13 protein-coding genes are annotated in these 22041 nt (G+C 50.1%); 3 read left to right on the top strand and 10 right to left on the bottom strand.

All coding sequences use genetic code 11. The features are described from left to right. Nucleotides 1-469: 469 nt before the first annotated feature. Nucleotides 470-1411 (bottom strand): NAD-dependent epimerase/dehydratase family protein, encoded by a 942-nt coding sequence (locus tag RW114_RS14445; RefSeq protein ID WP_340123461.1) that lies wholly within the window; start codon nucleotides 1409-1411, stop codon nucleotides 470-472. Between the two features lie 333 nt (nucleotides 1412-1744). On the opposite strand from RW114_RS14445, the gene smbP reads away from it, so the two are divergent. After that, a complete protein-coding gene (gene smbP / locus RW114_RS14440) occupies nucleotides 1745-2671 on the top strand; it encodes a small metal-binding protein SmbP (protein WP_340123460.1) in 927 nt (308 codons plus the stop codon). 275 nt (nucleotides 2672-2946) lie between these two features. Here the strand turns inward: smbP and RW114_RS14435 are convergent, their stop codons facing one another. Beyond that, on the bottom strand, nucleotides 2947-3165 hold the full coding sequence (locus RW114_RS14435; RefSeq protein WP_340123459.1) for a hypothetical protein: 219 nt from the start codon (nucleotides 3163-3165) through the stop codon (nucleotides 2947-2949). Between the two features lie 132 nt (nucleotides 3166-3297). On the opposite strand from RW114_RS14435, the gene nifJ reads away from it, so the two are divergent. Further along, nucleotides 3298-7002, top strand: a complete 3705-nt coding sequence (gene nifJ / locus RW114_RS14430; protein WP_340123458.1) for a pyruvate:ferredoxin (flavodoxin) oxidoreductase — start codon at nucleotides 3298-3300, stop codon at nucleotides 7000-7002. Next, a complete protein-coding gene (locus RW114_RS14425; protein ID WP_340123457.1) occupies nucleotides 6995-8008 on the top strand; it encodes a dihydroorotate dehydrogenase-like protein in 1014 nt (337 codons plus the stop codon). The genes nifJ and RW114_RS14425 overlap by 8 nt, the downstream gene beginning before the upstream one ends. Nucleotides 8009-8298: 290 nt before the next feature. On the opposite strand, the gene RW114_RS14420 is transcribed toward RW114_RS14425, so the two are convergent. From RW114_RS14420 to RW114_RS14385, 8 genes are all read right to left on the bottom strand, one after another. After that, nucleotides 8299-9396, bottom strand: a complete 1098-nt coding sequence (locus RW114_RS14420) for an Ldh family oxidoreductase (protein WP_340123456.1) — start codon at nucleotides 9394-9396, stop codon at nucleotides 8299-8301. Beyond that, nucleotides 9393-9605: an L-rhamnose mutarotase gene (locus RW114_RS14415; protein ID WP_340123455.1), complete on the bottom strand. Its 213-nt coding sequence runs from the start codon at nucleotides 9603-9605 to the stop codon at nucleotides 9393-9395. Before RW114_RS14415 ends, RW114_RS14420 begins: the two co-directional genes overlap by 4 nt. Before the next feature lie 369 nt (nucleotides 9606-9974). After that, nucleotides 9975-11399, bottom strand: coding sequence for a hybrid sensor histidine kinase/response regulator (locus RW114_RS14410; RefSeq protein ID WP_340123454.1), 1425 nt, complete (start codon nucleotides 11397-11399; stop codon nucleotides 9975-9977). Nucleotides 11400-11414: 15 nt separating this feature from the next. After that, nucleotides 11415-12116, bottom strand: a complete 702-nt coding sequence (locus RW114_RS14405) for a response regulator (protein WP_340123453.1) — start codon at nucleotides 12114-12116, stop codon at nucleotides 11415-11417. 101 nt (nucleotides 12117-12217) lie between these two features. Continuing rightward, entirely contained in the window at nucleotides 12218-17353 is a 5136-nt protein-coding gene (locus tag RW114_RS14400; protein WP_340123452.1) for an AAA family ATPase, read from the bottom strand. Between the two features lie 519 nt (nucleotides 17354-17872). Then, nucleotides 17873-18601: a hypothetical protein gene (locus tag RW114_RS14395; RefSeq protein WP_340123451.1), complete on the bottom strand. Its 729-nt coding sequence runs from the start codon at nucleotides 18599-18601 to the stop codon at nucleotides 17873-17875. A 940-nt stretch (nucleotides 18602-19541) separates the two neighbouring features. Further along, nucleotides 19542-20528 carry an oxygen-dependent tRNA uridine(34) hydroxylase TrhO gene (gene trhO / locus RW114_RS14390; RefSeq protein WP_340123450.1) on the bottom strand — a complete coding sequence of 329 codons (987 nt, stop codon included), beginning with the start codon at nucleotides 20526-20528 and terminating at the stop codon, nucleotides 19542-19544. A 784-nt stretch (nucleotides 20529-21312) separates the two neighbouring features. Continuing rightward, nucleotides 21313-22041 (bottom strand): general secretion pathway protein GspB, encoded by a 729-nt coding sequence (locus tag RW114_RS14385; protein ID WP_340123449.1) that lies wholly within the window; start codon nucleotides 22039-22041, stop codon nucleotides 21313-21315.

The following is a 22041-nucleotide window of genomic DNA, read 5'->3' as shown; positions in this document are numbered from 1 at the left end:
GGTCAGTAACATCCCCGTTAAACAAAATCCTAGCCAAGTCTTTTGTAGGTGCGTCAGCCTGGCATTGGACTTTAGCTTTCCCAGGGCTGCATCTAAATCAGTGACAAACGATTTTATAAAGTGTGCCGGCTCGTACATCAACATGGTGTTGAAATACGTGGCAGTTTACACTGATTAGCTTACCCGTTTTCCGGCTGTATTTCTAAGCTTAAAAACTTGAACATCGAGTTATAGCTTGTTTTTATGACCATGAAGAGCATGAAGACAATGAAGGAAAGAGAATTGGATGATTTGTCGAATAAGGGTTTCTGATCGACTTTACTGTAAAGCTATTAAAGCAAGACTATAAAGTTTTGTTTTATAAAATCATCTCTATAGAAAGCGCAGGAAGTCAATATAGTAAATTCTTCATGCTCTTCATGGTAAAAAACAAATGACATGCCCTGAAATCAACACCCTGGTTATTTAGCTAGGTGAGCGTGATTTTCTTGAGCATATCTGTGACCATCGCCGACAAATCGAACTGAGCCTGCCAGCCCCACTCGGCTTTGGCGGCGCTATCGTTCATGTGTCTGGGCCAGGAATCGGCAATCGCCTGCCGTAATGGATCGACGATGTAAGCGATAGTGAACTCAGGAATATGTTTTTGTATTTCTGCTGCTAACTGCTGAGGGGTAAAGCTCATGGCCGTCACATTAAACGCGTTTCTGTGCTTTAGCTGCTTGCTGTCCGCTGTCATCAAGTGAATAGCGGCATCAATAGCGTCGGGCATGTACATCATATCCAGTTGCGTATCGGCCCGAAGGAAACAATCGTAATGCTGTGATTTTAGTGCCGCATAAAAAATATCCACGGCATAATCTGTCGTGCCGCCGCCCGGCAGGGTTTTGCTGGAAATCAGCCCCGGATACCTTAAGCCGCGTGCGTCGACGCCAAAGCGATGATGATAATAATCACAAAGCAGCTCGCCTGAAACCTTGGTAATACCGTAAAGGGTCGATGGTCGCTGAATAGTGTCCTGCGGCGTATTCATAGACGGTGTTTCCGGGCCAAAGGCCGCTATGGAGCTGGGGAAGAACAGCGCGCATCGGTGTGCTCTGCAAGTCTCCAATACATTGAGTAAACCGTTCATATTGACGTCCCAGGCCTGCTGCGGTTTTTGTTCGGCAACAGCGGAAAGCAATGCGGCGAGATGAAAAATGGCATCAATGTTATTAGCGTCTACGACTTGATTGATTGCCGACGCATCGCGCACATCCAATAGGCAAAAAGGCCCCGATGGCGATAGTTCGTTCAAGGCAGGTCTTTTATCGGCAGCAAACACATTTTCGGGGCCATAGTTATTGCGCAAGGCTATCGTTAACTCCGAGCCGACTTGCCCGGTTGCACCCGTTACCAGTATTTTTTCCATCTGCGCCTGCGCTGTTTTACTAAAGAGGATTGCTATGACAAGGCTATAGGATACACCTCCTTGCCAAGCAGCATAGGCTTTGCCAAATCAGTCCCAACGAAATTTAATCCGGCCCCCAATTATTCCATTATTTACCCGCCTATGTTCTGGCTAATGCATGCTGCTGGTGGAGGAAAAGGCTAGATATACGGTTCTTTTGCTGTTACATTCTATAAGCGGGTAATCGACCGGTAGTGTTTTATTACTCACGAATAGCTAATAAAGTAGCTCGATAGATGCCCGTGAAATACTAACTCTTTACTTAATTATTTAAGAAAAACAGAGGAAATTGCCATGATCAGAACTAAGCTGTACAAAAATATTTTATCGGTTACATTGCTGGCCGTTGCGACGCTGTTCGCAGGAACGGTAGCGGCTAAATACATCCCTTATAAAGGTTCAGCCGCTGCAGCAGAAAAAGCAATTGAAACCACTGAAGAAACTTCTGAAAAAACCACTGCTGATAAAGGTTCTGCCGCAGCAGCAGAAAAAGCAATTGAAGCAAGCGAAGTAACGCCTGAAAAAACCACTGAAGTTCACTCAGCTGATAAAGGTTCTGCCGCAGCAGGGGAAAAAGCAATTGAAGCAAGCGAAGTAACGCCTGAAAAAACCACTGAAGTTCACTCAGCTCAGGCGCTGGAGCACGCAAATGTTGCCGCTACGCACGGTAAAGCCGGTCATGCCAGTGTTTTGACCGAGCATGCGAAAGTGGCTTTGGAGCACGCACAGGCTGCTGAACAAGTGCTGGAGGGGAAAGCCAAAGTACACATGACTGAAGCAGTTACGCATCTTAAGGAAGCCATAAAGCACGGTGATATGGATCATGCTGATGTTGCGACAGAACATGTTAATCAAGCAATCACTCACCTGAAGGCTGCTACACAAACTGCAGAAGCTCAACCGGCTCCGGCTGAAGCAACCAAAGGTTCTGTTGAAAAATCCACAGAAGACCATTCGGCTCAGGCACTAGAGCACGCAACCGTCGCTGCTACGCACGGTAAAGCGGGTCACGCCAGTGTTTTGACCGAGCATGCGAAAGTAGCGCTTGAGCATGCACAGGCTGCTGAAAAAGTACTGAAAGGGGAAGCCAAAGCACACATGACTGAAGCAATTACGCACCTTAATGAAGCCATAAAGCACGGTAATATGGATCACGCTGATGTTGCGACAGAGCACGTTAACGAAGCAATTACTCACATAAAAGCATCGATCGGTGAATGATGCTGCTTATCTGAGGAGTCGTTGATTCAGTCAGAAAGTTCCGGTGATCCATTCATGGATCACGATCTGATCAACTCAGGTATGAGTTGATCAGATCGTCTTTAATTATTTTTCCTTTTATTCGAGCGAACTCAAGCCAGACTTTTGGTTGCTGAGCCATTATCAATCCATCCATCAGCCAATACCATCCAGGTTGATTCTACTGAGGTGTCTTTATATAATCATGGAACGGTTTCAGGCCTTTCAGAATCTGCGCCGGATCGCAGTCTTGCTTTTTAGGTTTCCTGGTGACGCGTCAGCTCCCGGCTACTGTTGATCCTGATACGCTTGACAACTCCGCTGCCTGATCCGGCTGTATTTAATATCTCAATCTGGTATCTTGGTTCCTGGCTTGGCTGATTATAGATGCCGATCTTGGGGCGGATTGAAAAAAAGCGTGAAACCGGATCAGCTAAGGCGATTTCCTGAAAAAACAGTCCCAAATAATTGTCCACGAAAAGCACAAAAAGCACAAAAAGCCAAAAGTGGCATCTCCAGGCGACACCAAAACAAGCAATGCTATTATGTCGACGTCAAATCTAACGATTCCCCTAAAAGGGGAGGTTTCAAACCAGCAAGGAAATTTGATGAAAAATCAGCAAACACTTACCATCGATGGAAACCAGGCAGCCGCGACGGTAGCTCATAAGCTCAACGAAGTCATCGCGATTTACCCGATAACGCCGTCATCCAATATGGGGGAATGGGCCGATGAATGGTCGTCTCGGGGACAAGTCAATTTATGGGGGACGGTGCCGCAGGTGACCGAAATGCAAAGCGAGGCCGGTGCTGCCGGCGCCATTCACGGCGCATTGCAGGCCGGATCGATGGCGACCACCTTTACCGCCTCCCAGGGCTTGCTGCTGATGATTCCGAATATGTACAAAATCGCCGGGGAACTGACGCCGACGGTGTTTCATATCGCCGCCCGTTCGCTGGCTTGCCAGGGCTTGTCGATTTTCGGCGACCACAGCGATGTGATGTCGGCACGGATGACCGGTTTCGGCATGCTGTGTTCCAACTCGCCGCAAGAAGTCATGGACTTTGCGCTGATCGCCCATGCCGCAACGCTGGAAGGCCGTATTCCGCTGATGCATTTTTTCGACGGGTTTAGAACTTCGCATGAAGTCGCCAAGATGACTATCCTGGATGATGAGATCTTGCGGGCAATGATTAACGACGAGTGGGTTTGGGCGCACCGGGGTCGGGCTTTAACGCCCGATAATCCGGTGCTACGCGGCACCGCCCAGAATCCCGATGTATATTTTCAGGCCAGGGAATCGGTCAATGCCTATTATCAGGCGATGCCGGGCATCGTGCAGGGTGCGATGGACCGGTTTGCCAAACTGACCGGCCGCTGTTATCGCCTGTTTGACTATCTGGGGTCGACGGATGCCGAGCGCGTCATCGTGATAATGGGATCCGGCGCGGAGGCGGTAGAAGAAACGCTGGATTATCTGAATCGTCAGGGCGAATCGGTGGGTTTGCTTAAAGTGCGTTTATACCGGCCTTTCGACCCAGCCAGTTTGTTAGCGGCGCTGCCTTCGACTTGTCGAAAAATTGCGGTACTGGATCGCACTAAAGAGCCGGGCGCGGATGGAGAGCCGCTGTATAAGGATGTGCTTGGAGCGCTGGCTCAGGATTTTATCAGCGGTGCGGCTAAATTTGCGGTACTGCCGAAAGTAGTTGGTGGCCGTTACGGCCTGTCTTCCAAGGAATTTACGCCCGGCATGATCAAGTCGATTTATGACGAATTGAAACAGCCGCAACCGAAAAACAATTTCACCATCGGCATCCATGATGATGTCACGCACACCAGTCTGGACTGGGATGCAAATTATCGCACCGACGCACAAGCCGAAACTTTTCAGGCGATGTTTTACGGCTTGGGCAGCGACGGCACGGTCAGCGCTAATAAAAACACCATTAAAATTATCGGCGAAGCCACCGATTTGAATGCCCAGGGTTATTTCGTTTACGACTCGAAAAAATCCGGCGCGATTACCGTCTCGCATTTGCGCTTCGGGCCTAAACCGATACGCTCCACTTACCTGATTGGCGAAAACGATGCCGATTTTATCGGCTGTCATCAGACGATTTTTCTGGAACGTTACGACATGCTCGCCAATGCGGCGGAAAACGCGGTGTTTTTGCTGAACTCGCCGGAGCCTGCCGAACGAGTTTGGGCGTCGTTACCCTTAAAAATGCAGCAGCAAATGATCGCCAAAAAAATCCGTTTTTATGTGATCGACGGCTATGAAGTCGCCGAAAAAAGCGGCATGGGCAAACGCATCAATACCATCATGCAGACCTGCTTCTTCGCCATATCCGGGGTGTTGCCGCAGAGCCAAGCGGTTACTGCAATTAAACACGCGGTCGAAAAGACCTACGGCAAAAAAGGCCAACGCATCGTCGAGCTGAATTTCAAAGCCATCGATGAAACCCTGGCCAGTTTGAATTCGGTTCCCTTACCAACAACGGTTAGCAGTCAATTCGACATTCAATCCAGGATCAGCGATGCTGCGCCCGATTTTGTCAGGCGGGTGACCGGCGAAATTATTGCCGGTCATGGCGATGCGTTGCCGGTCAGCGCGATGCCGGTTGACGGCACCTTTCCAACCGGTACGGCGGCTTATGAAAAACGCAATTTGGCGCTGGAAATCCCGGTCTGGGAAACCGATCTGTGTACCCAATGCGGCAAATGCGTGATGGTTTGTCCGCATTCGGTCATTCGCAGCAAAATTTTCCCGACCGAGGTTTTGGCCAATGCGCCGCCTACCTTCAAACATGTGCCGATGTTGGGCAAGGATTTTCCGGCCGGGTTGGAAATCAGCTATCAGGTCGCGCCGGAAGACTGCACCGGCTGTACGCTGTGCGTCGATGTTTGCCCGATCCGGGATAAATCCAACGCCAGCCGCAAAGCCATCAATATGCAGCCGCAACCGCCGCTGCGTGAAGCCGAGCGCGACAATTGGGATTTCTTTTTGGCTATCCCCGACTATGATCGCAGGCTGTTGAAAACCAACACCATCAAAGGCTCGATGGTGTTGCAGCCGTTGTTCGAATTTTCCGGCGCGTGCGTGGGTTGCGGCGAAACGCCGTATATAAAACTGGCGTCGCAGTTGTTCGGCGACCGCATGGTGGTTGCCAATGCGACCGGCTGTTCGTCGATTTACGGCGGCAATCTGCCCACCACGCCTTGGGCTAAAAACCCCGAAGGTCGCGGGCCTGCGTGGAGCAATTCCTTATTCGAAGACAATGCGGAATTCGGTCTGGGCATGCGTATCGCCCTCGACAAGCAAAACGACTACGCCAAAGAATTACTGGCCTCATTGCGCGAACCGTTAGGCGGCGAACTGGTCGATATGATACTGAACGCCGACCAGTCAGATGAAGCCGGGATTTACGAGCAGCGCGAGCGCATTGCCGCACTTAAAAAGATGCTCTCCGATAAGATCCATAGCCAAGAATGTGGGGGCGACTTTAGTCGCCCGGTTGCGGGACAATGGGCGACTGAAGTCGCCCCCACAACAGCCGAAACATTGCTCCGGTTAGCGGACAGCTTGTGCAAAAAGAGCGTCTGGATTATCGGCGGCGACGGCTGGGCTTACGATATTGGTTTCGGCGGCGTCGATCATGTCCTGGCCAGCGGGCGCAATGTCAACATTCTGGTTCTGGATACCGAGGTCTATTCCAATACCGGCGGGCAAACCTCCAAATCGACGCCGTTAGGCGCGGTGGCGAAATTCTCCGCAGGCGGCAAAGCAACGGCGAAAAAAGATCTGGCGTTGCTGGCGATGGATTACAGCAATGTCTATGTCGCCCATGTCGCCTATGCCGGCAAGGACACCCAAACCCTGAATGCGTTTTTGGAAGCCGAAGCCCACGACGGCCCGTCGATCATCATCGCTTACGCACCTTGCATCGCGCACGGCGTGGATCTGTCCAACAATCACCGGCAGCAGAATCTGGCGGTCAAAAGCGGGCATTGGCCGTTGTTTCGGTTCGATCCCGGTAAAATAAAACAGGGCAAGAACCCGATGCATCTGGATTCTGCGGAACCGTCCATTCCTTATCGCGATTTCGTCAAAACCGAAACCCGTTTCAGCATGCTGTGGCAAACCCATCCTGAAGACGCCGAGCGTTTTCTGGAACAGGCGCAGCAGGATGTTAAAAACCGCTACCATTATTACAAGCAACTGTCTGAGCTGGAATGGAACGAAACGACCAGTGTTTCAGCGGTCAAAGCCCAACTCAAAAGCGAAACTGCCAAGGAGAACGACAATGGTTGATTTAACGACTGATTATTTAGGCTTGAAACTGGCTAACCCCTTGGTGCCGTCAGCGTCGCCGTTGAGCAGGGATGTTGACAGCGCGCGCCGACTCGAAGACGCAGGCGCATCGGCGCTGGTGATGTATTCGCTGTTCGAAGAAAAAATCGATGCCGAAGCGCAGCAAATGGAGCGGTTTTTTTATCAGCAGGCCATAGGCCATGGCGAAGCAGATTCGTTTCATCCGATGCCAGAACACATCCAGACCTATCAGGAACAGTATCTGGAGCATCTGCAAAAACTGAAGTCGGCGTTGGCGATTCCGGTCATCGCCAGCTTGAACGGTACCTCGCTGAGCGGCTGGGTCGAGTACGGCAAGCTATTGCAACAGGCGGGTGCCGACGCGCTGGAGCTGAATATCTATCATCTGGCGGCCAATAGCGATGAAAGCGGCGATGCCGTCGAACAACGTTATCTGGACATCTTGCGGGAATTGAAAGAGCAGGTCAGTGTGCCGATTGTGATGAAGCTGTCTTCGCAGTTCAGTTCGCCGATTCATTTTGCCAAACGCCTGGAAGCGGCAGGAGCCGACGGCATCGCGTTATTCAACCGTTTTTACCAGCCCGATATTGACCTGGAAACGCTGGAAGTGCTGCCGAAGCTGGAGCTGTCATCCTCGGCGGAAGCCTTGTTGCGTATACGCTGGACCGCGTTGCTGTATGGTCGTACCAAGTTATCGCTGGCGGTAACCGGCGGTTTTCACCAGACGCCGGATGTGCTCAAAGCGCTGTTGGCCGGAGCCGATGTGGTGCATCTTTGCAGCGTATTGCTAAAGCACGGTGCAGTCCGTTTAGCCGAAATCCTGACAGAAATGGAACAATGGCTGGTCGAGCATGAATATGAGTCAATCAGCCAGCTGAAAGGCAGCGTCAGCCAGCAACACGCCATCGATCCCAGCGCTTATGAACGCGCCAATTATGTGCAGGTCTTGGATAGTTATTCCAGCCCGGCGGGGGTGTTGAGGTAGCCAATGCTATCTTGAATTCATTCCTGAAAAGGCAAGTGCAGGGGTGAAGAAGGTGAGGGAGATTTGACTTAAATATTAACTACAGATCTTCCGGCAAGACCAGTCCATAGATTAAACCTAAAAACCGCAGTTAGTCCACAAAAAGCACGAAAGCCACGAAAGAAATCAGTATGTTGTATTACGCTGCCATTCATCCTTTGGGTGACGATCTACAACTTGGTATCTTTTTGAATATTTTCGTGCTTTTTGTGTTTTTCGTGGATCAAATGATTAATCTAGATCAAAATCAACTACTGCTGATCTGGAAAGGGAATTCCGGTTTGCTTGGAAATATCTTTCAGGTCATCCACTACGGCTTGTAGCAGCGGTATGCCGCTTTTTCTGCGGATGGCTTCTTCGGCGTGTTCAGGGTCACCGGGAATGAGAACCGCTTTTTGGCCTTTGGTCGGCTTTGTATTTCTGAATACTTCGATCCATTCATCGATCCTCTTTTTGAATTCGTCGACCTCCATAAATCCATCAATCTGCATCGCGCCAAAAAAGTGTCCGATTCCTTTGCCCACGCTTCTGGAGGGAATCTCCTGGCGCAAAGCAAAAGGAGGCGCGAAAGGCCCCCAATTTGCGCCACTTAAAACAGAAGTTAGTATGTCTACCATTGCAGCCAGTGCATAACCTTTATGTCCGCCCAATTCACGTTCAGAACCAAGCGGCAGTAATGCGCCGCCATTGATCATATCATTTGGGTCGGTTGTCATATCGCCTTGATTGTTGATGGTCCAACCTTTAGGTACAGGGACTCCCTTGCGCAAAGCGATTTCAATCTTCCCATACGCCGCCGCACTGGTAGCGAAGTCAATAACAATGGGTGGGTTGTTTATTCCCGGGAATGCAATCGAAATTGGATTTGTGCCAAGCATTCTTTCAGCTCCCCATATCGGTGCAACCAGTTTGGTGGTGTTGGTCATCGACCAGCCGATCATGTCGCGTTCCAGCGCTTTTAATGAGTAATAGGAAGCAATGCCAAAGTGATTAGTGTTGCGTACGCTAACCCAGCCGGAGCCATGCGCTTCTGCTTTGTCCATGGCGATCTCATTGGCTTTTGGTCCGACAATTAAACCTAAGCCGTTGTCGCCATCGACTGTACACAAACTCATTTTGTCGCGAATGATTTTGATGTTTGGTCTGGGATTGATTCTGCCTAGCGTCAGCATATCAAAGTAAGTGTGCAATCTTGCCATTCCATGAGAATCAATACCACGGAGGTCAGCAAGGCTGAGTACGTCAGCAGCTTGTTCGGCATCTTGCCTGGATATTCCAAAATGGAGAAAAACTTGGGTGCTGAATTCTCTTAAGTCGCTTGATGAGTATGTCGTTAAGGCATTGCTCATAGGTCAAATATCTTTTTCATCGATACCCATATTTTTTCCATGTTTTTGTATAAGCTTAGGCCTGAGGATATTTCCCGCATCAGTTGTTTCCACGCTTGCGTTTTTTGATTGGCCGCATAAGACCAGGATTCTTCGTCAGTGGAATCATCTTTTATTCCCATGATCGCAAAATGGGTGCTGATTCCAAAAAATGTATTAATTTTTACCATGAAGATCATGAAGAACTTGAAGAAATTGGTATTGACTTCAGGTGTTATATTGAAACGAAGTCACAAAAACTAAGCTTTTTTATCCCTTGCTTTGAGTATCATACGCAAGCAAGCACCTTATTCGAAAAAGCGTGTTGGCTCTTCCTTCATTATCTTCATGTCCTTCATGGTAATAAAAACATGTAAAAATTCTATAAAAAACATTGTGCTGCATCAGCACCCCGTAAAATGCCTTTTAATTGTATGATAGATTTCCATTTTCTCAATACCGGAATACGGGTAGAACGCAGTGAAACCCATTACAATGGCAATAAATTAGGCTGGGTAGAGTTATCACTCTACCCAGCCTACCTCGCTATAACTTATATTCTATAAAGACATCAGTAAGGATGATAATTCCTTAAAATCCAATGGCTTGAGTAAGTGATAGTTGAACCCTGCCGATTTCGAGAGCTCACGGTCTTCAGTCTGCCCATAACCGGTTAAAGCAATCAGGAACGCATCCCGGAATTCCGGCAAAGCGCGCAGCCGTTTGGCGACCTCATAACCGTCCAGATCGGGGAGACCAATATCGAGCAGCACAACTTGCGGATGGAATTCTTGCGCCCGCTCGATCGCTTTGATGCCGCAATCGGCCATTTCGACCTCATGCCCTTCGGCTTGCAACAGCATCGTCAGACTTTCCGCCGCATCGGCATAGTCATCCACAACCAGAATACGAAATTTGGATATCGGTAACGCGGATTCGGTTAGCGCGGATTTGGTAGCGGATGAATCCATCGACAATGTCGGCAGCCGTACTGTAAAGACGCTGCCCTGACCGATGCCGGCGCTCGCTGCGGTGATCGTGCCGCCATGTATTTCGACCAGTTGGCGCACCAGAGTCAGTCCAATGCCCAGTCCGCCCTGGGAATGGGCCAGGGAATGGTCTGCCTGAATAAAGAGGTCGAAGATATGAGGAAGAATATCGGGGGCGATGCCGATGCCGGTATCCCTGATCTCGATGACGGCATCAGAACTTTCCCGTATTACGGTCAATGTGATTTTACTGCCTTCGCTGGTGTATTTGGCGGCGTTGTTCAGCAAATTGGACAGCACCTGCGCCAACCGGACACGGTCGCCTTCAATCCATTGCGGTGTACTGGTCTGTGAGATGATCAGCTCCTGTCTACGCGATTCGATCAGAGGACGATTGGTTTCTATAGCATTATTCACAATGTCGGTAAGTTCGAAACATTCGAGCTTCAGGCTGATTTTCCCCTGCATGATGCGAGCAACATCCAGCAGGTCATCAAGCAGCCGCGCCATATGAGTCACCTGGCGGTCGATGATATTGCAGCTCAATACCAGCTTGGGATCGGTCGTTTCCTGCATTTTTAGCAACTGCACAGCATTGCGGATGGGCGCCAGCGGATTGCGCAGTTCGTGGGCCAGCATGGCCAGAAATTCGTCTTTACGGCGGTCCGCCAGACGTAGCGCTTCCTCGGCGCTCTTGCGTTCGGTAATGTCGCGCAGGGCGATCACGTAGCCGGGTTGTCCGTCCCAATCCAGCGGCGAGGAACGCATTTCCGCCCAGACGAGTCCGTTCGGGCGGATCAGATTAATGTCCTGATAGCTGTTTTTTTCAGGATTGACTGGAATCGCCAGCGATTGACCGATTATCGGACTGCGTGCCAGCAGGATTTCGGCAGCTTGGTTGGCATAGAGTACGACGCCCTGGCTATCGACAACCAAAACGCCGTCGGTGATAGTGTCGAGAATCAGGTCGAGCTTGGAGAGACGCATGATGGTCATAGTCGGTAAGTTTGCTTAAACGATGATAGTTTGTGAGCCGACTCCTTTAGCTTCGGTGGTAATGGCGGCGATGATTGAAGGCACCCGCGATAGGTCGCCGAGCAGTTTCAGCACGGGTTCCGGCACATCGCGCACCAGCATCGGCGTCGCAAACACGTCTTTTTCCAGGGCTTTTTCCGGCATGCCCAATACTTCGACGACGTCTAAAACCCATTGTCCGGGATCGTAAAGGTTGGCGAGCGCAGCGCTAATCTGCTCGACCAGACGGCGGGTTTCGCTGTTCAACGAAACCACGTACAGCGTTAGAACCAGTTTGTGCTGTATTGCGCGGCGTTCTCCCTGAGGGGGAGCGATACGGGTGGTCTGGGCGATATTGCGAATTTGTACGGAAGACAGCGGCTTGCTGGCCAGTTCGAACTGAAAGCCTTCCTCATGTATGTCTTTCAGCTGATCCATGTATTCGGTGGCAAAGGCGGTGACGATGTAGATATTCAGCGTTTCGTCAATGGCTTTCAGACGGCGCAAGGTTTCCACGCCATCGATGCCGGGCATGCGCAGATCGAGAAAAATCAAATCGGGACGTTCGGCTAGGGCCATTTCGATGCCCTGTAAACCGTTCTCGGCTTCGCGAACCGAGAATTTATCTTCTTCAAGAATCAGTTTGAAGGCGCCGCGCACTGCAGGATCGTCATCAATTACCAGAATGTTGCTTGTCATATATCGTGTCTCTTGTGTTTTAGGGGTGAATGCTCAATCATGAGGTAATCGTAGCCGCAAACAGCAGCCATGTCCACGTCGTGTGTATTGGGTTTGAATGCTCAAACAGGGGGGAATCGTAGCCGCATGCAGCAGCCGTGTCCATCTATACTCTCCACCTGTATATTGCCCCCGACATCCTGAACCAGACGGCGGATGACCGACAAGCCCAGGCCGGTACCTTTTCCTGGCGGCTTGGTGGTAAAAAACGGATCGAAAATTTTGCTTTGCACATCTGTCGGAATGCCGGAACCGTTATCGCTTACGCTCAGTTCCAGCATCCCCTCTATGGGCATGACCATGATTTTGATTTGCGGCTGTGGGCTGTCAGCTAGCGCGTCGCGGGCGTTAATGATCAGATTGACCAGAATCTGCTGCAGACTGTCGGCGCTACAGCGGATGGCCGGCAGATCGTCGGCGGCATCGACTTCAACGGCTATGCCGGCTTTGTTCAATTCGCCTTCCAGCAGCAACAGACTTTGTCTGATGACTTCCGCGATCCGGCAGTTGCCGCTTGGGATCGATCTGGTGTGGACAAATAGCAGCATGTTGCTGACAATCTTCTTGATGCGGTGAATTTGCTGCAGCGCCTGATCGAGAACTTCCTTTGATTTTTCATCAGTACTTCTGTCTGCGGCGAATTCGACAAAATTCATCACGCCCATCAGCGGGTTGTTGATCTCATGCGCCACGCCGCCGACCAGCGTTCCCAATGCCGAGAGTTTCTCCATTTGCAGCATGTGTTCCTGGTTTTCCTGTAGTTTGGTGTAGGCCAGCCGGGTTTGTTCCAGCAGGCGGGCGTTTTCCAGGGAAATCGCAGCCTGGGCGGTCAACAGTTCGGTCATATCGGTTTTTTCGGCGGTAAATACACCTGTCGACAGCCGATTCTCCAGATAGAGCAGGCCGATCAGTTCGTTTTGCTTGATGATCGGCAGGCACAGCACCGAACGCAGTCTCAGTGCCTGCACTTCCGGGCTATCCTGAAACTCGCCTTCTGCCATCGCATCGTGCAGTAACACTTTTTTGCGAGTGCGCAGCACGTAATTGACGATGGCGCGGCAGATGCTGCTGCGGGTCTGGTTAAGTCTGAGGTGCTGGCGTTTAACGATGTGTTTTTTGCCGACATGGTTTTCCGCGGCGACCAGCAGTTCATCCGCCTCCTTGATCAGCAGGTAGCCGTGCTGTGCTCCCGAGCTTTCCAGCACTACGTTCATGATTTTTTGCATCAGCTGATCCAGATCGACTTCCGCCGACAGGGCCAGCGCCGACTTGATCAGATAATTGAAGTCGAGATTCGGCAGGGTAGCCGGCGCGTCGAGGGCAACGGTTTTTTCGGCGCGAACCGCGTGGTCGGGGTCGGTGTAAGGGTGACACTGCTGCAATAGTTCGCTGTTGCGATCGGCGCGGCACACCCGGTACATGCGCCGCGCCGCATCGTAGTAAAGTTCGGCATCGCCGAGATTGCCGGCTGTCAGCACCTCGGCCAAGGCTTCGTATAAATGGCCGGTGAGCTGGCCGTAGTTTTGTGCCTGGGCGATCGCGATGGCATCCAGATACAAGTTGCGGGCGTCGCGCATTTGGTTCCGGGCGCGGGCGATCTCGGCATGAACAAAGGCCAGAAAGGGTTTCAGCAGCGGTCCGAGACGGGCCCAGGTTTCCAGTTCGGCCAGCAACGGCGCGATTTCCGCTTCAAGCGCCGGCCAGTCGGCACCCTGCGGCCAGCGAAGGCGATTGACGATACGGAAGACATACCAGAGACGTTTCAGCACGTTATCGGTCAGGCCGTGCAGATAGCGTTCCACCGTTTGCAAGGACGCTGCCGCCGCCGCGTAATCGCCCTGATAATGCTGGGCGAAACCCAGCAGCGCAAAATAACTGCCGGAAGCGGAGACATAATTGTCGGCTTCCCAGCGCGCCAGCGTTTCGGTCATGTCCACCGGCCGGTAATCGAGTTTCATCGGCGCCACCCAGCCGGCCAGCACGGCTTCGGCGAGGCCGACCGAGAACGACAGCTGGTTCTTGCGGGAAAATTGCAGGCATTCCTCGGCGGCTTCTTCAACCAAACGCAGATTGTTGCCCTGCACCAGCAAATTCCACATCAACGGTCCGTAGGACAGGCCGGCGTTATACAAATCGCCGCAATTCTTGCCGCACTGTACGGCTTTGTGACAATAATCGACGATCTCGGCCGGATGGCTGCGCGAATGCATGTTGCACCAGACAATGCCGTTCATGCCACGGGTGGCGCCAAAAGTATTGGGATGCTTGGCGCACAGGTCGTGGGCCAGGTCCTCGTAAAGGAATGCCTGTTCGAACTTGCCCTGTTCGCCGAGATTGAGGCCCATGATCGAAAACGAATAAATTACCGATTCGTCCATGCCGCCCTGCAGGCAGTGAAGCGTCGATTGCGCCGCCGACAGATACAGCTGCGGCACCAGACCGGACATATAAAGATCCGGGATTAGCTCGCTGTAAAACGCCAGCTCGATCTTGCTTTTGCGGTCCTGGGTAAAAGGCATCTGCAGGATAGTCGTCCAGACGTCGCCCTGCTGTTCGATTTCCGCCATTAAGGCCAACATCCGCTGTTGGGCCGTCTCGGGCTGTTCGGGAATTGATTTGTCGAAATAGGCTAGGCCGCGGTTGGCGGTCGCTATCGCCTTGTTGAAATTGCCGAACGAGGACAATGACGTGGTTTGTTCCGCCAGGGCTTCGGCTTTGTCCAGGTCGCTGGCGGCGTATTCGATCAGATGATTAAGCAGCACTTCCGATCTTTCATAACGGCCGCACATCAGCTCGGTCTTGGCCAGACGCTGGTAAATGCGAAAACTCAGATCGTAAGCCTGTTGCCAGCAATCGCTCGGCAGATAGTCGTGGGCTTTCTGGAAAAAATCGTTGGCGGCATCGCCGGCCAGTGCATCCAGCGCCTTGTTGCCGGCATGGAAGTTGATAGTGACCAGCCGATACGCCAGTTCCTGATCCAGGTTCGCCGGGCGGCCCAGATTGAGGTGGGCGGCAATGGTGAACAGGTTGTCCAGGGTTTCAAGATCGGTTCCTGCCGGTACTGCCTGCAGCAGACGGTTGCCGATGCGCCAGTGAATAACGGGCTTGGCTTGGGGGTCGACCTGGCGCAGCACCGCTTCCTGAACTCGGTCGTGAACGAACTGCAGATCGGATTTGTTTTCCAGCAGCATGCCCAGATTCAAGACCGGCTTCAAATCCTCGAACAGCTGTTCGATGCGCATATCCAGCACCAGCGCCACATCTTCGGCGCTGAAACGGTTGCCCATGCAGGCGCAGTGGTCGAGGATATGCAGGGTTTTTAAGGGCAGTTTGCTCACCTTGGAGCTGAATAATTCCACTACCGAGGTCGGCATCTGCGTGTCGCGAATCCGCTTGATGTCCCAGTGCCAGAGTTGTTCTGCGTCGGTATTCAGCAAATCCTCGTTATACAGCCAGGCCAAACTTTCGCTGACGAACAGCGGGTTGCCTTCGGTCAGGTGGGCGATAAATTCCGCCAGATTGGCCGTGGTTTCCAGCGAGGAATCGAGGATGTAGGCCACCATCTCGTGGCAGTCGGCGTCGGTTAGTGCCTCCACACGAACTTCCGCGAACGGGCTGTGGTTTTCCTGAATTTTGCGGATCAGTTTGCTGAGCGGATGGCTGCTGTCGACTTCGTTGTGCCGATAGGCGCCGATGAAAAACAGGAAAGGATGCTCTTGATGGTTGTCGAACAGGTTTTGCAGGAAATCGAAGGTTGCGCTGTCGCACCATTGCAGGTCGTCGATAAACAGCACCAGCGGATTATCCTCGCTGGCGAGACAGGCCAGAAACCGGCCGAATAGATTGTTGAAACGGTTACGGGCTTCCACCGGCGGCAGATGCGGCACTTCCGGCTGGCGGCCGATAATGAATTCCAGTTCCGGCAACACATCGATGACGACGCTGCCGTTATTTTCGACGACGTCGAGTATCTTGGTCCGCCACTGCTGAACCTGACTATCGCTTTCGGTCAAAAAGATGCGGATCAGATTGCGCAAGGCCTGAATCAGCGAACTGTAGGGGATGTTTTTCTGGTATTGGTCGAATTTGCCTGAGGTGAAATAACCGCGATTTTTGACCAGTGGTTTTTGCAGTTCCTGAATCAGCCGGGTTTTGCCGATGCCGGACAGGCCGGAAATAAATACCGAGCGAAATTTGCCGCTGATGACTTCGTGGTATTGCTGCTGTATCAGCTGGCTTTCGGTCTGACGGCCCACCATTTTCGAAATAAAAATGACCCGGCGGCTGCGATCGTGCTGGCCGATCGTAAACGCCGATACCGTGCCGGTGGCGGTGTATTCATTCTTGCAACGGGTCAAGTCGGCCAGTAACCCTGCGGTGCTCTGGTAACGTTTCTCCGGCTGCTTGACCGTGAGTTTGGCGATAATATCGGCCAAGGCTTGGGGAATCTCAGGTTTGAGCTGATTGACTTTAGGCGTTTCCTCGGCCAGATGCGAATGAATCAGCTCCAGCGGATCGCTGGAAAAAAACGGCAGCTGGCCGGTAAGCAGCTCATAAAACACGATGCCTAATGAATACAAATCGGTGGAGAAATCGACTCTATAGTTGATGCGGCCGGTCTGTTCCGGCGAGGTGTAGGCCAAGGTATGGCGTACGAATTCCGGGTCGTAGATAAAATGGCTGACATCGCGAATGTCGAGCGGGGTGATGAAATCGGTCAGCCGCAGGGACAGCGTCCCCGGTTGCAGCAGAATATTGTGGGGCTTGATGCCGCCGTGGGTAATGCCGGCATCGTGTACTGCTTGCAGGGTATCGGCCAGGGTACAGGCCAGCGTAAAAAAATCGTTGAGATCGAGTTTGTTTTGCTGTTTCGCCCAACAGTTCAACGGTTGTCCGGCGAACCAGGGCTGAACGATAAACTGCTGGTTGCCGTAAGACTCCAGGGCGATCGGCGTAGAAACCCGCGGATCGTGCAGCACTTTTAGGCGTTCAATTTTCTGGCGCAGATGTCGGGACTGGTCGTCCCAGCTCGACAGCAGCTTCAGCAGTTTGATGATCAACGGCTGATCCGGGACGTGTTTGTGGTAGCCCTTGAATACCAAGGCCTGAAAGCTTTCTCCAAGTTTTTCGGTAACGATGTAGTTGCCCAGTTTCGGCGCGCCCTGCGGTTGATTGTTTGTTGTTGTTATATCAAGCATTTGAGATAGGCTCTGTGGAACGTAGGGTGATGCCCGGGCATGGTAAAGTAATTTTCAGGCCAAAACCAGGGATTTTGCGATGATGAGGTCGTAATCGCGGAATTTAAGCAAACGACAGAAATGTTTCATAGGCTTTATAAATGATTGCTGCAAGACAGGAGTCAAGTAAGTAGTCGTTTAAAAGTCTTTTAATATTTTTGTTCACCACAAAGAGCACGAAGAGCACGAAGGCAATGATTTTTCTTCATGATCTTCGTGTCCTTCGTGGTAAATAGTTTTTTTCACTTAGTTAAAAAACTTTTGCTTCCCTACTTAGTCCCCAGAAGCGATAGTGAAAATGCAGGCTTTACGAAATCGGGTCGAGTCATTGCGTAACTATGTTGCATAACCCTTGTTGGCTATGCAACGAGTAAAACAGGACGGCTGGAGTCGTCGAAAGGCATTAGCGATTCCCCGTTGCTATCGTGAGTCGCGCGTGTTGCGCCGATTGAATTTTGAGCGCTGTTTTACACCCAATTCCTACCCGATACTCGCTAGGCTTTGCGAAGCAGCCATCCGGCGTCCGCCGGATTCAAGTACGTCAATAATATCATTGCATTTAATGATATTTTCCTGATGTGCCAAAATAGCGTCAGCCAACGTTGTAATCGCGTGCCAATTTGGCCGATCACTGACAAAATTGAATGCCGCCAGAAATAGCTCGGTCATTTTTCTTTCCCTCAATTCAGCACTGTCGATAAAGCACTCAAGATACTCGTTGACAATCTCCAAATCGGATGAGCCACCATAATACTGTAGTGCATTGACATTCACCAGTTCCGGGCTAATCGGTTCGTTGTCACGCAGTGAAACATATCTGGCTTCGGCTAAAGGTCCAGCGAGTAGATTGATGATATCGGCTTCGAAGGCGTGTTGATAAGCATGCTTCTGTGCAGTTGAAAAATCTTTTGTGGCCTGATCAAGCGATGACGGTAGGGTATGAATTAAGCGGCCGCCTTCTACTTTAGCGATATAGTGATCAGAGGATTTGCCTAAAAACTCGGATGATTGAACATCCTTATTCAACGGCTTAATAAAAATCTGAAAAAAAACCGGCGGCAGTCCTTTTTGTTGGTTGCCAAGATAAATAGCGACCGCATGTCCTGCTTCATGAATTGCTATTTTCCTGCTAATTTCTTGATGGGCCAGCTGGCTTGTATTTTTTAAATTGTGGGTACGGTTCATAAAGAATCTAATTAAATAATGCATATGGACGAAACAGCTGCCCGCATTATCAAAGGGAAAAGTAAGGTAAGTAACAAGTGAGGTTTCGGAGCAAAATCAGGAGTCGGATTAAGTCTTGCCGATTAACTTATCCCTGGCGCGATTTTGTTAGTCAATGACTAAGGTCAATATCCTGAAGAGGTATCGTCATGCTGAACTCTTCAGGATTTGAAGTTGCTTCATTTTTGCTTTTTAATGGTGAATGGCATGGTCTATTTTTGTTAAATTATTGCAGTGTCATTACCTTCTTGATCAACAAGACAGGGCAATAACTTATTTAATAATAATAAACTGAAAATAAAAATAAAAAAATAAGTACAAATACCTATTAAACTCATCCACTGATAAATATTTCCGGGTGTTCCGCTTGTCAACCTGATGTTTGGCTGCGTCTAAATGGCGCTCGTAGGCACCCCATCGGTGTAATAACAGCCAAGGTTAAAAGTTGAAGTAACGCTTTCAGTTGTTTAAAAAACCTCATCTTTACGCTGACCAAAAACAGTCGCAAGCAACGTGCTGGCGGCTGATGGATTGCCGCGACTGAACCGCTTGATCTTGAATAAGCGGTACAGTTTCCCTCTTGGAAAAAGAGGGGTTAGGGGAGGTTTATCCTAGAAAAATCATTTGATCCACGAAAAACACAAAAAGCACGAAAATATTCAAAGAGATACCCAGTTGTAGATCGTCACCCAAAGGGTGAATGACTGCGTAATACAACATACTGATTTCTTTCGTGTCGCCTAGAGGCGCCTACTTTTGGCCTTCATGCTTTTCGTGGACTAACTGCGGTTTTTAGGTTTATTCTTCCACTAAGTAGTCGTTCAAAAGTCTTTTAACATTTTTTAGTAACCACGAAGAGCATGAAGTTAACTATTTTTCTTCATGTTCTTCATGGTAAATAAGGAGACAAATTTTTTTCATTTTGTTAAGAAATTTTTGGTTGCCTACTTACCTGCCGCCGCAGCAATTTGGCTATCCGTTTTTGCACTAGCATCTTGGCGGCGTCTGCGCCGATATGGGCTTCACCGCGCTGTTTAGCTAATTCCATTTGTTTTTCACGCTCCATGAACCGGGTTTTCTGTTCAGGGCTGATCTTATCGTAACAATGAGGGCAGCTTACCCCTTGCAGATATTTGTCGCTGGCTTTGTCGACTTCGGTGATCGGCAGGCGGCAGGCGTTGCATTGGTCGTAATTGCCTTTTTCAAGCTGGAGATTCACCGTTACCCGGTCGTCAAAAACAAAGCATTCGCCTTCCCAAAGCGTTTCCTGTGCGGGGACTTCTTCCAGATATTTTAATATCCCGCCTTTGAGATGATAAACCTCGTCGAAACCCTGTTCTTTTAAGAAAGCCGTGGATTTTTCACAGCGGATGCCGCCGGTGCAAAACATCGCGACTTTTTTGTGTTTTTCGGGATCGAGATTTTCTTTAATGTACTGGGGGAACTCGCAAAAGCTGGTGGTATTCGGGTTAATGGCGTTTTTAAAGGTGCCGACTTTATATTCGTAGTCGTTGCGGGTGTCCACCAGTATCACCTCAGGGTCGGAGATCAGTTTATTCCAGTCTTTAGGGTTGACATAAGTGCCCACCACGCGTTTAGGGTCGATGCCTTCCACGCCCATCGTCACGATCTCTTTTTTGAGTTTAACTTTGGCGCGGTTGAAAGGTAGGCTGTCGGTCAGCGATTCCTTGTGATCGATATCGGCTAGACGCGGGTCGCTGCGCAGCCAGTCCAGCACGGTGTCGATAGCCTGACGCGATCCGGCTATGGTGCCGTTGATGCCCTCGCCGGCCAGCAGCAAAGTGCCGCGAACCTGATGGGCTTCCATCATCTGATGCAGGGGTTGACGCAAAGCCTGATAATTTTCCAGGGTGACAAATTTGTACAGAGCACAAACAACTATTTGAGACATTATTATTCCTTGTTGCCAGCCGGAACGTAAATCCGGTGCGGAAAAACTATCGGTTTTCAGGGGATTGATGTCCTGAAAGTAAAAGTCTCTTTTGAGACGGCGCTTGTTTTAGTCGAAAAAAAGCGCTCAAAAGAGCGCGTGAATGATAACGCTAAGCTTTCCAAAAGCCATTGTATTGATAATCCGGTGGTTGGGCGATTCCCGAGAAAGGTCATGCCGTCAGGCAACAGATATGCAGAAAAAACATGATCCACGAAAGACACGAAAAGCACGAAAAAAACAAGCTAAGGAATCAAAATAAAATAACGCCTACAATTCAATAAAGCTTGTATTTAAACCACGAAGGGCATGAAGATTTTAATCTTTTGATACTTTGTGTTCTTTATGTACTTCATGGTTAAAAATATGATTTGTCCAGGTTAATTAACTGATGTTACGCGCGTACCTATAAAAAATCGTAGTCCACGAAAAACACAAAAAGCACGAAAAACGAACGGGGTGCATAGAAGCCTGTCGAAAATGCACCTTGATTACAATGAACCTTGGTTAGTATCGTTATGCCGGCATGAATGCCAGTTCCAGTCACATTGATATGATATGAATGAATAATTTGGCATTACACCTTCAGTCGAGAAATATAAGGCTTTACATTTTTTCGTGGCTTTCGTGCTTTTCGTGGACAGTGCGTAACATCAGTTAATTGATTTTCATTCCTAAAGAATCAGATTATAGGGCTTTCGTGGACAATTCTTTGGGTAGATTCATTATTAGAAATCACCTGAGTTTAGGGCCGCTTAATCTGGAATGTCCGATTTTGGTAAACAACGACCAGGCTGTCAGGGCGAATTTCTTGTAGCAGCAGCGCGTCTTTTATTTGCTGTCCCGGCTTATATTTGATCATATCGATCATGACCCAGCGATCTTCGGGTTGCTGTGAATAGACGAAGACATTGATGGCGAATTTCGGTACCGTCTGGCGAAAGTCGAAAGGCAGATCGTTTAAAAAGAGCAGGTCATTTTTTACCGGTATCGTTTCAGATGGTGCCGGTTGAATGTCGACAGCCGTTGGTATTGGTGGTGTTGCTTTGCTCGCAGTAGCGGCTTGCTTAAGGGTGTCGGCCGCCGGTTTTTTTGCGATAACCGGCTTGATCGGTAACGGAGCCGGTTCCGGTTTTTGCCCGTCAATTAATTCGGCAATAGAGCTTGCATCGGGTTTGGATTTGGGTGTCGGTGTTTCCGTTTGGGATTTGGATTCAAGCGGGGTTTCTTGTGCAGGCAGGGACTTGGAAATAAATGGCGTCTTGTCTGGCGTCGACCTTAAGTCATTTTGGATAAACCAGACGAAGCCGCCGATAACCAACACATTGGCGACAATAAGGAAAACAACAAACTTGGCGGTCTTGCTAGGGTGCTGCTGCGGCTGAGGCAGAAGAATTCTATCGTTGACGGTTTCAGGCTGAAGCGCTTGTCTTTCCTGTTCCGATTTACGTAAGGCATTTAGAATAAAAGACAT

This window comes from Methylobacter svalbardensis (assembly GCF_037671525.1).
Classification (GTDB): domain Bacteria; phylum Pseudomonadota; class Gammaproteobacteria; order Methylococcales; family Methylomonadaceae; genus Methylobacter_A; species Methylobacter_A svalbardensis.
Note: the sequence above shows the minus strand (reverse complement) of the source record. Positions and strands in the feature narration are given on the sequence as shown.

Coding starts and splice junctions, on each gene's coding strand:
- RW114_RS14445 (WP_340123461.1), bottom strand. CDS start 1,411: ATGGAAAAAATACTGGTAACGGGTGCAACCGGGCAAGTCGGCTCGGAG.
- smbP (WP_340123460.1), top strand. CDS start 1,745: ATGATCAGAACTAAGCTGTACAAAAATATTTTATCGGTTACATTGCTG.
- nifJ (WP_340123458.1), top strand. CDS start 3,298: ATGAAAAATCAGCAAACACTTACCATCGATGGAAACCAGGCAGCCGCG.
- RW114_RS14425 (WP_340123457.1), top strand. CDS start 6,995: ATGGTTGATTTAACGACTGATTATTTAGGCTTGAAACTGGCTAACCCC.
- RW114_RS14420 (WP_340123456.1), bottom strand. CDS start 9,396: ATGAGCAATGCCTTAACGACATACTCATCAAGCGACTTAAGAGAATTC.
- RW114_RS14415 (WP_340123455.1), bottom strand. CDS start 9,605: ATGGTAAAAATTAATACATTTTTTGGAATCAGCACCCATTTTGCGATC.
- RW114_RS14410 (WP_340123454.1), bottom strand. CDS start 11,399: ATGACCATCATGCGTCTCTCCAAGCTCGACCTGATTCTCGACACTATC.
- RW114_RS14405 (WP_340123453.1), bottom strand. CDS start 12,116: ATGACAAGCAACATTCTGGTAATTGATGACGATCCTGCAGTGCGCGGC.
- RW114_RS14400 (WP_340123452.1), bottom strand. CDS start 17,353: ATGCTTGATATAACAACAACAAACAATCAACCGCAGGGCGCGCCGAAA.
- RW114_RS14395 (WP_340123451.1), bottom strand. CDS start 18,601: ATGCATTATTTAATTAGATTCTTTATGAACCGTACCCACAATTTAAAA.
- trhO (WP_340123450.1), bottom strand. CDS start 20,528: ATGTCTCAAATAGTTGTTTGTGCTCTGTACAAATTTGTCACCCTGGAA.
- RW114_RS14385 (WP_340123449.1), bottom strand. CDS start 22,041: ATGTCTTTTATTCTAAATGCCTTACGTAAATCGGAACAGGAAAGACAA.